Here is a 12,755-nt window from a genome sequence, read left to right on the forward strand (position 1 = left end):
TGTTGACCTGCGATGGGCTATCGTCAACAAACATACCGCAAAACGAAAGCCGAAGCGAATGAAACCTGGGCTGAACGAGGTAGCCAAGCTCGCTGGCGTCGGAATTGCAACGGTCGATCGCGTCCTCAATGAACGAGCTAATGTATCCCCGAAGACGGCGCTGAAAGTCATCGAAGCTGCTCGTCAGCTGGGGATCAGTCGGACTCTTCCATCGCCCCATCGTCGGCTCTTTCGAGTCAAGGTAATAATGCCTTCGCAAAGGACGCCCCTTCTGTTGCGGCTTGCCCGAGCGTTTGAAAGCCAAATCGCGCAAACTACAAAATCCCTTGTGATCGAACGCGTCCTATTCGAGGAGCGGCATGCGGAAGCGGTCCCGGGTCTGATTCGCGCGGCCAAGGCAGACGCGGTGATAGTGTACGGACCCGAGACAGATCAAATGATAGATGCGATTGCCTCGGTGACCTCATCGGGGACCCCTGTCATTACTCTCGGATCAGACCTGCCGACGACACCACGGTTGGCCTACGTCGGGATTGACCACTACGGAGCCGGACGAGCTGCGGCATTCTTCATGTCCCGGATGGTCAATCGGGGAATCTACTTAGCGGTCTGCTCCGATCTGAAATACCGAGCGGAGGCCTCTAGGATTAGTGGATTTCGAGACGGTGTGAAGGCAGAACTTTCTTCTCCGATACACGTCGAGATAATGGAGAGCGATGAGTGCCCTAAAGGAATGTCCGAGGATGCTGTCAGCGGTATCTACGTCGCGGGATCAAAAAATGGGCTTGCCCACACAGTGGCACCGTGGTTGGCCAGAGCACCAATCGTGATCGCGCACGACCTTAGCGACGAGGTCAGACAGATGATGAAGACCGGCGTCGTTGCTCTGGCGATTGATCAGAACCCGGAAGAACAAGCATCGAGGTCGGTAGCTCTTCTCTTAGCCCGCTTCGGCCTAACGGCTCACGCGCCCGAGGCCGGGATAGTATCGTTTACCGTCCACACGAAATACAACATCTAAGACTGTGCAGTATCCAGAGTCCTGCGAGGGCCGCTCTTTTTCATCGCGACCGGCGCGTTCTGCGCGCTAGCGGCAATGCTGCGTTTGGCGCGGCTGACGAGCAGCCTGCCCTCGGCCGAAAGGCGCCCGAACTCGCCGTGGGCCAAGCTTGATGGTATCCGTCCGGTGATGCTTGCGATTACCCACATTTTTTGAGTCAGAGTTTCGCTCCCGTTGCGATATCGATGAATCGCGATAATCCGCGCCATATGATCAGATTCCCTGGTGGCGGATCGTTGGCGCGGGCGAGATAGCCGCCGAGCCTGGCGATCTTGATAAGATAATGCGACAATGTCTTTCGTTGTGTGTCGACTGGATTCTTGTCTTCGACGAGCCGATCAAGCAATTGGCTTTCAGCCTTGGTCAGCACAAATCCGGTGAGGCATTTGGCGCTGAACGATTAAGCATCGTCATCCAAAAAATGCGCCAGCTCACAATGCAGAATACCGAGATCAGATTCGTCAATCGCTGAGCAGTCCGCAGTTGCGAGTCCTCCTCTGCCCTACAGCCGGATTTGAGTATCTTGTGGAAGACCTCGATCTTCCATCGCAGGGAATACCATTCGAGTTTCTCGATCGCAGCCCTGCGCCGATTGCACTGGAAGATCGGTCAGGAGTTTCCATTCAATCTTCTTTCTGTTCTTTGGCGCTCCTCTTTCATCAGCGTGGATCACTGTCATAGTCAAAGTTGGATACCGCGACTGCTTGCCGATCGGTAGCAAAGTACCGATTTTACGATACCGGATTTCAAGAACAGACTGGTCTGGATTGCCCTTGCTATCCTGGACTTCGATCCGGTGGAGGCCTTTGACCACGACCTCGTCCATTATCGTTGCAACGGTATGATCGCCATCGCCTGCCAGGCGATTGACAAAGGTCCTTACCAAGAAATGCGTTCCAACCTCTTGGGCGGCGCACAACAAGTCATAAATATCGGCCTCACGATCACCGATATGGATGCACTGCGTGGCTTCTCGAAAAGCTCCGTGGATTGTTTGAGGTTCTCCAGCCACCGAATGCTCTCCTTGGTTTCAATGGGGATCCGTGTCAGGTTGACCTCGCGCCTGAGCGCGGCGCCCCCTCTGAACTTCTTTCGGTCCAGAACTTCACGGCGCTGAGCCCCAGTGGAAGCCCCTCGAGGGTCACCGCAAAGCTCGAATGCATCAATATTCCGCATGTCGTGTACGTTTGGGTTTTCCGTCCAATCTTCGGGAGTTGCTTTTGGGGATGCGCTTAATCATCCCGATCAGATCCGGGCGCTCTCTTTGATAGGTGAACTCGGTCGTATCATGCGGGACAAGAACAGGACCTTTCGCAGCCGCGATACGTTCCCGCGTCGATTTAAAGAGACCAGACAGAATGTCGGCCTCGCTTACTCGTTCATTGGAAAAGAAACGATAGGCCGCCTTGGTATTCGCCCAGTCTTGGCAAACCATCGGAATGCTCTGGCCGATGTCTCCACCGATCTGCTTCAGTAGCATGTAAATCTCTCGCCAAGTCCAGCGTCCTGGAATTCGCAAAGCGCTGCTTCACGATCAAACCAGGTCATCGCGTCGGACGCCTCCCGATGCAAGGCTCAGCCTCACAATCTCGCGCACCTGGCGCATGATAACCCTCCTCGTCGGCATCCAATCCTCCCAGCTGCTTCCAGCCGGAGAATTGGCCCAACGATCGGGCCTCACACCATCCGAATCTGCGCGCGATCAAATCCGAATGCTGCGCGGAAAATGCTCGGAATGCTGGGCGCGATCATTTCGGAACCCTGCGCGCCATCAAGTCGGTACGGTGCGCACCATCATCTCGGAATCCGCACGCATTGTCTGGGTGGTCTTGAGCTCTCTACGAACGCAGAGATCCTGCTTTCACCTGACGCTGGCTTCGATTGCATGGCTCGGGAACAGTGATGACGAAACAGTGGATCAACATGCCGTAAGGCCTGTGCAAAAAACGGGCTTCGTGCCCGAACCATTTATTGGGAACGGCGTGCGCAGATCTCATCATGGCCTGGCTGCAACAGCAGTCCACTCACGAGAGGCCGGATACATTTATGCAACTGGAAGTGTCATTTTCGTTGTTACGAACCCTTACACGGACGGGGTGAACCATACATTTTTTGACAAAAGCTCGCGCAGTGCCGCCGCATCGAGCATCTGCTCGGCCAGCAGCTTCTTCAGCTTCGCGTTCTCTTCCTCGAGCGCTTCAGCCGCTTGGCTTCGGAGACTTCCATGCCGCCGAACTTGGCCTTCCAATTGTAGATCGTCGCCTCGGAGACCCGTGTTTGCGAGCCAGGCCTGCTGTCGTCGCTCCAGCCTCATGCTCCTTCAACACTGCGATAACCTGCTCTTCCGTGAACCTTGCCCGTCCATCTTCTGATCTGAGGCCGGCAAACTGGACCATTTTTGGCTAGAGTTTTTCGCACCGGTTCCCTGGCTGGGAGGAGCGAAGGACGATGAAGGCTTCGAAGTTTTCGGACGCCCAGAAGGCGCTCATCCTGAAGCAGGGCAGTGACGGGGTTGCGGTGGCGGAGATCTGCCGCAAGGCCGGGACCAGCTAACTTATTCTGGTAGGGGCAGTTGCCAGTCCGTCCGCTCATTGATGTATTGCTTGTAGGCGGGGTGATCGAACAGGTGCAACACAAAGATCTGGTCATGCCACTGCGTTGGTGCGCCAAACTTCCAAGACAGACCGTTTATCTTTGCGATTTTCCGCGCTGCGTGAGCATCGTTAAATTCCCGGATTGCCAGAAGTTCCCCAACCCATTCGCAGTGTACTTCATCAAGATCACCGACGATATCGTCAAAGTAGCAGAAGGTCCGTGGTAGAAAATGAGATGCAGCAGAGTTGAAAAGGTTTAGTGCCGGCTTAGTACTTGTATAGAGGTCGAGGTCGAAAGACACAAAGCCGATAACAGGTGGCGAATAGCGTTCGATAAACGCCAGAACCGTCTCGCCGACGTTGCCGATTATCAGGGTGGCGCGCTTTAATTGACGCTCCAATTTAGCCCTATCCATTTTGAAAAAACCGGCGCGCCAGAGGTATGGCAGATCTCGGTAATCGTCAGAGGGTGGCAAGCCAGTTTCCAGATCGAAGCCGTAGAGTCGGAAGCGAACTCCCGTTTCAGCCTGAAGACTCTCAGCGACTTGTTCCATCTCCAGCAGTCCCATACCGCCAGCGACGCCAAACTCGATAGCGGCGATTTCGGGAATTTGGAGTGCCTTTGCTTGCCTCGCGGCTTGCCTCATTCCGAAAAGATAATTCGGGCGCATGCGTAGTCCTCGCTTTTAGTGTGGCGGCTTAATCCTGCCACCAAGCATAGGTCCTATTGTACTCAGATCGCCCCATTGGGACACCCCTTAGCGTTGGTAGGTTCGCCTTCTCGAAGACGACCTGCGGGACTTACGGCGCTCCGGATCCGCAAACCACTCCTTCAGCGATTTGCAGTAGGCCTTCCGCGTCTTCAGAGCCACGACGATCAGCAGGACGGGAGCCGTGCCTTTGGTCCAGTATTCGATGTCAGCGTCGGCGCACGCGAATTCGAACGTTTCCTCGGTCTCCACCTGCAGTCGTTCGCGCTCAGTGGCCTTGCCCTGGACCCGCAGGAGCAGGTTGCGTACAGAATCTTTCGCTCTTTCAGCACTGACGGCTTCTTCTAGAATGAAGGAGCTTTGGATGAACGATGGGAATGCCATGGGTCAGGTGATCCAGATAGATGAAGCCCGGATTCGCGATCACCTGGGCGAGATGGTCCGCGGAACGGTAGAAGAGACGCTGAATGCCATGCTGGAGGCCGAAGCGGACCTGCTGTGCGGTGTCGGACGCTATGAGCGGAGCCAGGCCCAGCAGGACACGCGGGCGGGCAGCTACGAACGAACGCTGCAAACCAAGGCGGGCGACGTCAATTTGAAGGCCAGAAGCTACGGCGGCAAACCTTCGAGACGGCGACTATCGAGCGCTACCAGAGGCGGGAGAGCTCGGTTGAGGAGGCGCTGATCGAGATGTATCTGGCCGGGATTTCAGTTCGCCGGGTCGAAGACATCACGGAGGCGCTGTGGGGCACCCGGGTCAGCCCGAGCACAGTGTCGAACCTGAACAAGAAGATCTATGCCAAGATCGAGGCATGGCGGAATCGCAGGATCGAGGACGAGCATCCGTATCTCTATCTCGATGGCATTGTGATGAAGCGCAGCTGGGCCGGTGAAGTTCGCAACGTGTCGCTGCTGATGGCCTCGGCCGTCAATGCCGAGGGATTCCGGGGGATCCTCGGCATCTGTGAAGGTGCCACGGAGGCAAGTCCGGCTGGTCATCGTTTTTGCGGCATCTCGTCGATCGTGGTCTCAAGGGCGTGCAGTTGGTGGTTTCCGATGCCTGCCGAGGTCTTGCCGAAAGCGTTACGGATTACTACGGGGGGTACGCTATCAGCGCCGCATGGTGCATTTTTATCGCAATGTCTTCAGCCTCGTGCCGTCGACCCGGGTCCGCGAGGTGAGCCACATGCTCAAGGCCATTCATACCCAAGAGAGCCGCGCCGCGGTTGGCGCGGGCGACCTCGTGGCGAAGAGCGGCGTGTCGGCTGGAAGCGCGGCCAGGCAGCCTATTCAAGCCTTATCGGGTTGAGGCGTCCGCGCGCCGCGCCCTCGGCGGACATACTTTCCAGTACGTTACAAATCGTACGTAACTCTTCTCGGCGAGTTCGGCGACCTGACGTTCCTGGTCGCGCAGAGACTTGACGTTATAGGCGTAAGTGGTCCCCCCGGCGATTGCCTTTCTTCTGCGGCCGCCCCGCCTGAGCCTCCATCCATGGCGCGCATCTTGCTCGCCACCGGAGCCGGCCGCGCCCAAAGATAGTCTTCCTGCTTGGTCAGCAGATGCCTGCATAGGACAGTGAGCTTACGGGCAAGCGCGACCGCCGCGATCTGATGCCCCCGCTTCGCCCTGATGCGAACGAACAAGGCCTCTTTGCAGCACCCCATTCCGCCTCGACCAGCATCGCCCGCGCGTGGCTGCGACCAACCTTGCTGATGCGCCCATGATGGGCAGCGCCGAGGCCCGACTGGCGTACCCGTGGATTCAGGCCGAAGTAGCTCACCAGCTTCTGTGGGCTCTTGACTCGCGTGACGTCGCCGACCGCCGCGATGATGCCGACGGCCACCGTTAGGTTGACGCTCGTGATCGTCATCAGCCTTCGCACGGGACTGTCGCCCATGACACTCAGTGCGATCTCGCGGTCCAACTCCGCCTGGTCTTCGGCGAGCCGATCGAGTTCACGGATATTCCGCTCAAGTGCCGGCTGCTCATCTGCCGGCACGACCTGCCGTGCAAGCCACACTCGGCCGCGCTGGTTGAGCAGGTCAGAGTGAAGGCACTTCGGAACAAGATGCGACGCAAGGATCGCATGCACCTCATTCTTTACGCGTGTTCGACGACGTACAATCTGGTAACGCCGCGCCACCAGCCGGCGCAATCGCTCGGTAACCGCGTCCGGCGTCCACACTTCGGGCAAGTAGCCCGCGACGTAAAGGTTCGCGAGAGTGCCTGCATCAACCTTGTCGGTCTTCACATGCGCATGGGCGATCGCCTTCACCTGCAGCGGGTTGGCGATCACCTCCCGGGCGACGAAAGGCGACAGTACGCGCGACGCTGCCATGCTATTGCCAGTCGCTTCCAGAACGACCTCGTCCGTCGGCTTAGGCGTCCTCCCGAAGCCTTCAAGTGCCACGCGGGTCATGTCGACCCGGCCTGCGTGCCGCAGCACGCCTCCTTCCCAAATCGCCACCTCCCAGAAGGTGCGGTGGATATCCATTCCGATTACGCGTCGCATGTCCGTCTTTCCTACCCGCCACGTTGATAACGAGAGCGGCGGGCGACACGACAACTACGGATTCGCGCTCTCGGCGCAACCGGGCGAGTCGTAAGAGGCGGCCACCTAACAAAACGAGCTCGCAGCTCATCGTACGAACCGGCCGCCCGCACCTTCGTGCTCCCGGAGCCTCTATCCCGGATACTCGCAGCATATGCCACCAGTTCGAAAAGCCAGTAGCGGAAACAGTGACCGCGCCATCCTCATACCGGTTAACAATCCGCTCGAGCGCATCATGAAGGAGATCCGGCGACGAACCCGTGTCATCGGCGCCTTTCCTGACGGTCAATCCTGTCTCAACTTGGCAGTGGCACGGCTGCGGCACATTGCCGGAACGCGTGGTCGACCAAATGCTACATGAATATGCGACCGCTCTATCAGCAGCAACTCTCTGAGACCGGAGTCGTCGCCTGATCAATGTGCGAAAGATACTGGACACTACCAGTTGCGACCTCGCCCGTTTCGGCGTCACGCAACTCGATGAAGCCGTCGATCTCCGCTTCGACGCCGCCGGTCGGATAGAACATGAACTCCAAGAGAACGATTCCCTCGATGAGGGACATTCCCTGCTGTCCGATGACATCGCTTTTCACGACCTTCTTCATGGCCGTATGTTGGGCGCGGGATCCGACTCCTGTCCATTGCTCGACGCCGGTCGTGCACTCCTTCGTCGGTTATCGGCGATCGACAATCCGCTTCGACCGCGGGCGCGCTCCGATGGTATGATGCCATCGGAAAGAGTCGGGAAATCGCTGGTGATGTACGTCTACTGCAATGGAACCGCCCGTATCAGACATCGACGTTTTGGCGAGATACACGAAATCGATTCGGACCTGCTGGACTGGAACGCCGTTTGCAGCGACGAGCGACAGATGGGACCGGAGCTCCACCATGAAGCCGTTATTAAGCATCCGGAATTGGGAAGACTTTCCCTAGGGTCTGGGAGTATCCGGAGGGCGTCGAGAACCATCAGGAAACCAACACCGGCTCCCACCACGTGGTCGAAGATTTCGACTACGGACTCGAGCACGACCGTCCCGAGTACGACGACGAGTGGCTGGAGCTCCCTCCGCCCGACAATCCGTTCGCACAATTCCAAACGTCGTACCGGGAAAGCACCGATCTTCTCGCGCGAAGCGGCTCAGATGCCGGCAATCGCCTGGTCAACAAAAGCGGCGGCCTTGCCGCACTTAGGTCGCCTCGTGGAATGAAGCTGCCAATCAGATGTACTCGCGCCGGTCGCCAATACGGTGAAACGCGGACGTGGCGCGGATGCATCATGTCTCGACACGATGCAACTCATGCCAAAGGCCGGCACTGTGACAGGATGTCGGCCTCGCTTACTCGTTCATTGGAGAAAGAAACGATAGGCCGCCTTGGTATTAGCCCAGTCTTGGCACACCATCGGAATGCTCTGTCCGATGTCTCCGCCGATCTGCTTCAGCAGCATGCGAATTCTCTCGCCAAGCCGAGTGTCATGGAATTCGCAAAGCGCTGCTTCACGGTCAAACCAGGTCACCGCGTCAGACGTCAACCGATCCGCCTTCTCATCCCGCGCGCGTGAAGTCAGTCCATAGAGCACCTCTTCTCGAATCAGGTACCCGTCAAAGAATCACAAGCGTTTCTGGCGACTCAAGTTTTTCGGCACAGTACACCTCAAAAAATGTGGGTAATCGTAGGGTTGCCCGGATGCGTACACTGCATCGATGAAAATGCGCAGACCGATAGAGGGCCGCGGCCCCGCCAGCTACACCTCTCCATAACGACGATCTGCACTCGCTCCGCGGTTAGAGCCCGCTCTCGATTGCTATGAATAGGCCGAGGAGCTCATGGGCGAGACAGATGAGGTAGTGTGAGTTCGCCTTTGCCCGCAACAACTGAGACATTTAATTTGTGTGCGGCGGCAGCCAAGACCGGCACCGGAACTGCGCTCTCGCCTGCCAGGCGCACAGCGCACTCAATATCCTTTGCGGAATTCGCGATTGAGATTGCCAGAACATCGGGTTTCTCGCCTAACAAAAAGGACACGAAGGCTTGAAATATTCCGCTATTGGTGGAGCCCCGACTAACCAGAGAGCGGAGTGTTACGAGATCGACGTCAAGGCCGCACGCAAACTGGCAAACCTCCGCGGCTACCGCCGCTATCCCCATAGTCATGCTGTTGTAAACAAGCTTGAGCTTGTGACCTTGTCCGACATCTCCGACATGAAGAACGGTCTCACAAAACGCACCAAGAATGCCCTCAGCGACAGGAAAAAGCTTTTCATTCGATCCAACGATCGCGTTGAGAAGGCCTAGCTCTGCTTGTTCGGGGCTCCGCGTTACTGGAGCGTCCATAAAGCTTAGGCCGCATTTTTGCGCCTGCTCAGCCAGTGCGACCGTTGAAGCAGGATAAGACGTCGAGCAGTCAATTATCAACCCTCCTCGGGGCATATGGACGAACAGCCCATCTTGCCCAAGGCATACTGCCTCAACCTCGCGGCTGGAAGGCAAGGATAACACGACGGCGTTTACATGCCGCGCCAACTCGGCGATCGAAGGATGTTCATGGGCACCTGCACCAGTCAAGCGATCCGCACCGAAGCGAGTTTTGTTCGCTTTGATATGCAGCTCGATTTGGTGACGCAATAGGCTGATACCGATACCGGTTCCCATGCGTCCAGCTCCGATAAGGCCTATTCTCTGCTTCGCCGTTTTAGGAGCGACGTTGGGTGATGATTCCTCGCCAATCATGATTTATGCATTCCGAAAAAACCCGTGCCTTTGTAAGATTGGTAACAGCTCATGATGGTTGTTAATCGTGTAGTCAGGACGCGCCGCGCGCAAGCGCGACTCCGAAACAAATCCACCGGTAATGGATATGCTTACGAGTCCGAGATTGCGCGCGATATCCGTTTCGACCGGCATATCGCCGATGATGAAGGTTGACGCCGGCTTCAGGTTGTTTTTCTGCATGTATAGACGAAGCCGCTCTCCCTTGCTCATCGATTTATATTGGGTAGTGCGGTTTTCAAAGGCGAGCACATCGTTGATGTAGTCGTCGATCCCAAGTCTTCTCAATTGGGAGCGCAGAGGATCGACTATATGGTTGCTCACGATGATGGACGAAGCTGCTTCTTGGTGCGCTAACTCCAACACCCTGCGCGCGCCCTCGCGCAGATCGGCTTTACCCGCAAGAGGTTCGTACGTGTCGTGAAAGATTGCACTGCCATCGCGATCCACCGTCGCAACCTCGTCTTGCGACATTCCGAGACTGCGATAAAGAAGAGATAGCGGAACATCGCAATGTTCCCGGAAGGTGCTCATGTCGATTGTTGCATGACCAAAGCGATCTAGTATGGCATTTGTCGTTTGGAGCAGTGCGTACGTATCATCGAGCAGCGTTCCATTCCAATCAAAGACGAGAACCGGTTTCATGATTTGACCTCAAGCAAGGATCGATTCCGAATAGGGAAGATCGGCCGCTAATTCGCGCAAGTTCCTATTCGCGCGCTTCTGCCCCGCAGGGGTTGGCATCTCGAATGTAAACGGTGACAAATCGACGCCGTCTTGCCTGCAGGGCAACAACGATACTAGAAGTGGAAACGGCAGATACGTTATCGTGGCCGCGTTGATGGATGCCGCGATATTGCTTTCGATGATTTTGAGATCTTGCGGCTCCATCTTGTGAAAGCGAAGGATTTGCGTGCGCTGTTCAGGCGGCAATTGTTTCCATATCTGCCAGAATGCCAACTCATCTAGTGTGTCGATACCCATGCCGTAGTAGTTAGGAGCCACTATGGGCGGCGAACCGATCGCCCAATGTACGGCTTTGGCCCCAGCGGCAAGCAGCATATTCGTGACAGCCTGACTGGTATCGCCACGAATGAGGGCCTCGTCGACAATTATTATCGCGGCTTCAGCAAGGCTCGTTTCCGATACGCGGTACTTTTGAGCAATGAGACATTTTCGCTCGCTGGGTGTACCGATTAGAGTTCGCTGAAAAAATTGCGTTGAGACTACTTCCCGACGCTGGGCGAACACGCCGTATTCGACGAGAGATGCAAACAGACCATCAGCGTACGGCCCGCCAGTATGCGGCATGGAGGAAACGATTGTGAGTGTGGAGCCTAGTTCTCCTTGCAGTCGCTGCGCAACAAGGCCACCAAGGGCGGCTCCGATGTTGTAACGGGTTTCGAAATGTGATTGGCCTTCGACCGATGTGTTCGGATTTCCTAAGTAAAGAGCTTCGTAGGCGCAGAGTTTGGCTTTGTATTGCCCGTTGCTCACGGAACGATCAACGCAGTACCCCATTTTCCCGTCTACATACCTGATGTGCCCTGGTAAGATTTGCTGTGTCTTACCCTCCAGATCGGCAAAGGCACAATTTTCCGAAGCAACCAGCAAGAACCCGTCATCTGTTTGCATAGTTTCCAATGGACGCAAACCACATCGATTACGGTATGCAACCAGATTTCCTTCTCCGTCCAGGAGAATCGCGCTAATAGCGCCATCAATTCGGTCATCAATGTCGCGAAAGATGTTTTCGTAATTGACGGGCAGACCGTGCCGCCAATAGTCTCTTTCACAAGAGCCTTCAATCCACTTGAGCAAGAGCTCAGCATCTGTGTTGCTGCCCAACCTATAGCCCTGGGCAAGCAATTCTCCCCTGAGTTCACGGCCATTGACCAAGGCTCCATCTAGAGAAATTGCCAAACTGCGGCTGGTGCCCGCATTGTTGTGAATTGGCTGAAGGTCCCCGCCATCGCTGATTCCGCGGCATCGGCTACGGATATGGGCGATTGCAACATGGGGCCTAAAATTCGGATCCTGTTCATCGTGCTCAATGCGCACTGAGTCGCATGAGGACTGAAGCGCTCTCGCATATCGAACACCTTCCTTGTGCATGAAAGCTGCAATGCCGACCCCCGCCTGACCGCGAAATGCAAGTTTCGGAACCATGTGCTTGAGCCGATCATAAACCGTCGCCCGTGACTTGCTTGAAGAGCATAGAAACGCAGCAGCAACACCGGACATGCTATTAGCTCCTCGTGCTAAAGAACCGATCTCCTAGGTCCATCGCAGGCGAAGGTATTTAATCGCCAGGGGGCGTAGACGTGGTTCCGCCTCTCTTTAAGCAAGCGCCATACCAGCCCTTAGATCACTCGGCTCGCGCCCCCAGAGCCGACGGAATTCGAAAAGAGTTGGCCATTTGGTTTGCCAGCGATGATTTCGCGTCGTCCGACTCCCGACACGTTGTCTGAAGCGCGACGCGTTGGTACGAAAAGAGCCAAGCTCTGACTGTTGGTTCTCGGTGTCCTATGGTCCCACGGACCCGCTCGAGCTTGCCTGCGACGCAGTCCCCTCACATGCGCGAGCATGACGATTTCGAGCCGCACCAGGCCTTCTGATCCGGCGACCGAGTCGTAATCGAGCACCTGCTTCAGGCCTACCGCCTTTTCAAACACCGCAGGATCGGAATCAGAGGCTCCAGACAGATGGCGAGCAGGTCTTGGACGCGGTCGCCGACATCTTCAGTTTCCGACTGGGATGCGAGTGAAGAGCCGCATTGAAGCCGACGCTGACGATCTCCTCTCGATGATCAACGTCCTTCGCCGCGCCGAACGGTTGTGCGCGAGCGCGACGACAACGAGCAGGCTTAGAAGCGCTCGCAACGGGGCAACACGGTAGCGACGTTAAGATCGCTCAATTTCGAGCGCTTCATGACCGAAGGCAGGGCGCCAACACTTAACCCTTTCGGTGAAACCATCGTGCGTGTCGGTTCAACGACATGATCTGAGGCCGGCAAGCTGGACCACTTTGGCTAGAGTTTTCGCTGCCGAATCCCCTCGGCTGGGAG

11 protein-coding genes and 6 pseudogenes are annotated in these 12,755 nt (G+C 56.4%); 5 read left to right on the forward strand and 12 right to left on the reverse strand.

Annotated features, from left to right (window positions below):
• Positions 1–58: 58 nt before the first annotated feature.
• Both XH91_RS40200 and XH91_RS34985 read left to right on the forward strand, forming a co-directional pair.
• Positions 59–181 (forward strand): annotated as a pseudogene (locus tag XH91_RS40200) (LacI family DNA-binding transcriptional regulator); the annotation flags it as partial.
• A 147-nt stretch (positions 182–328) separates the two neighbouring features.
• Positions 329–1,021, forward strand: a complete 693-nt coding sequence (locus tag XH91_RS34985) for a substrate-binding domain-containing protein (RefSeq protein ID WP_232995608.1) — start codon at positions 329–331, stop codon at positions 1,019–1,021.
• A 196-nt stretch (positions 1,022–1,217) separates the two neighbouring features.
• On the opposite strand, the gene XH91_RS39600 is transcribed toward XH91_RS34985, so the two are convergent.
• The 4 genes and pseudogenes from XH91_RS39600 to XH91_RS34995 form a co-directional block, all read right to left on the reverse strand.
• Entirely contained in the window at positions 1,218–1,430 is a 213-nt protein-coding gene (locus tag XH91_RS39600) for a hypothetical protein (protein WP_232995609.1), read from the reverse strand.
• A gap of 132 nt (positions 1,431–1,562) precedes the next feature.
• Positions 1,563–2,072 (reverse strand): hypothetical protein, encoded by a 510-nt coding sequence (locus XH91_RS39605; RefSeq protein ID WP_232995610.1) that lies wholly within the window; start codon positions 2,070–2,072, stop codon positions 1,563–1,565.
• 150 nt (positions 2,073–2,222) lie between these two features.
• Positions 2,223–2,540 (reverse strand): IS4/Tn5 family transposase DNA-binding protein, encoded by a 318-nt coding sequence (locus XH91_RS39610; protein ID WP_232995611.1) that lies wholly within the window; start codon positions 2,538–2,540, stop codon positions 2,223–2,225.
• Between the two features lie 624 nt (positions 2,541–3,164).
• Positions 3,165–3,456, reverse strand: a pseudogene (locus tag XH91_RS34995) (transposase); the annotation flags it as partial.
• 52 nt (positions 3,457–3,508) lie between these two features.
• Between XH91_RS34995 and XH91_RS40015 the strand changes: the two are divergent.
• A pseudogene (locus tag XH91_RS40015) lies at positions 3,509–3,610 on the forward strand (transposase); the annotation flags it as partial.
• Between the two features lie 4 nt (positions 3,611–3,614).
• Here the strand turns inward: XH91_RS40015 and XH91_RS35005 are convergent.
• On the reverse strand, positions 3,615–4,325 hold the full coding sequence (locus XH91_RS35005; protein ID WP_128929777.1) for a hypothetical protein: 711 nt from the start codon (positions 4,323–4,325) through the stop codon (positions 3,615–3,617).
• An 87-nt stretch (positions 4,326–4,412) separates the two neighbouring features.
• Entirely contained in the window at positions 4,413–4,748 is a 336-nt protein-coding gene (locus XH91_RS35010; RefSeq protein ID WP_128929778.1) for a DUF4365 domain-containing protein, read from the reverse strand.
• Here XH91_RS35010 and XH91_RS35015 point away from each other — a divergent pair.
• Positions 4,747–5,589: pseudogene (locus tag XH91_RS35015) on the forward strand (IS256 family transposase); the annotation flags it as partial. The gene XH91_RS35010 and the pseudogene XH91_RS35015 sit on opposite strands and share 2 nt — an antisense overlap.
• A gap of 61 nt (positions 5,590–5,650) precedes the next feature.
• Here the strand turns inward: XH91_RS35015 and XH91_RS35020 are convergent.
• Positions 5,651–6,877, reverse strand: a pseudogene (locus XH91_RS35020) (IS110 family RNA-guided transposase).
• Between the two features lie 244 nt (positions 6,878–7,121).
• Here XH91_RS35020 and XH91_RS35025 point away from each other — a divergent pair.
• Positions 7,122–7,330: pseudogene (locus XH91_RS35025) on the forward strand (transposase); the annotation flags it as partial.
• Here the strand turns inward: XH91_RS35025 and XH91_RS35030 are convergent.
• From XH91_RS35030 to XH91_RS35050, 5 genes are all read right to left on the reverse strand, one after another.
• Positions 7,294–7,521, reverse strand: coding sequence for a hypothetical protein (locus XH91_RS35030; RefSeq protein WP_188637434.1), 228 nt, complete (start codon positions 7,519–7,521; stop codon positions 7,294–7,296). The pseudogene XH91_RS35025 and the gene XH91_RS35030 overlap by 37 nt on opposite strands.
• Positions 7,522–8,264: 743 nt before the next feature.
• A complete protein-coding gene (locus XH91_RS39620) occupies positions 8,265–8,498 on the reverse strand; it encodes an IS4/Tn5 family transposase DNA-binding protein (RefSeq protein WP_246767936.1) in 234 nt (77 codons plus the stop codon).
• 245 nt (positions 8,499–8,743) lie between these two features.
• Positions 8,744–9,649, reverse strand: a complete 906-nt coding sequence (locus XH91_RS35040; protein WP_128929779.1) for an NAD(P)-dependent oxidoreductase — start codon at positions 9,647–9,649, stop codon at positions 8,744–8,746.
• Between the two features lie 3 nt (positions 9,650–9,652).
• Positions 9,653–10,333, reverse strand: coding sequence for an HAD family hydrolase (locus XH91_RS35045; protein ID WP_128929780.1), 681 nt, complete (start codon positions 10,331–10,333; stop codon positions 9,653–9,655).
• A 9-nt stretch (positions 10,334–10,342) separates the two neighbouring features.
• Positions 10,343–11,932 (reverse strand): amidophosphoribosyltransferase, encoded by a 1,590-nt coding sequence (locus XH91_RS35050; protein WP_232995614.1) that lies wholly within the window; start codon positions 11,930–11,932, stop codon positions 10,343–10,345.
• Positions 11,933–12,755: the final 823 nt, after the last annotated feature.

Origin of the sequence: Bradyrhizobium guangzhouense (assembly GCF_004114955.1) — a bacterium.
Lineage (GTDB): Bacteria > Pseudomonadota > Alphaproteobacteria > Rhizobiales > Xanthobacteraceae > Bradyrhizobium > Bradyrhizobium guangzhouense.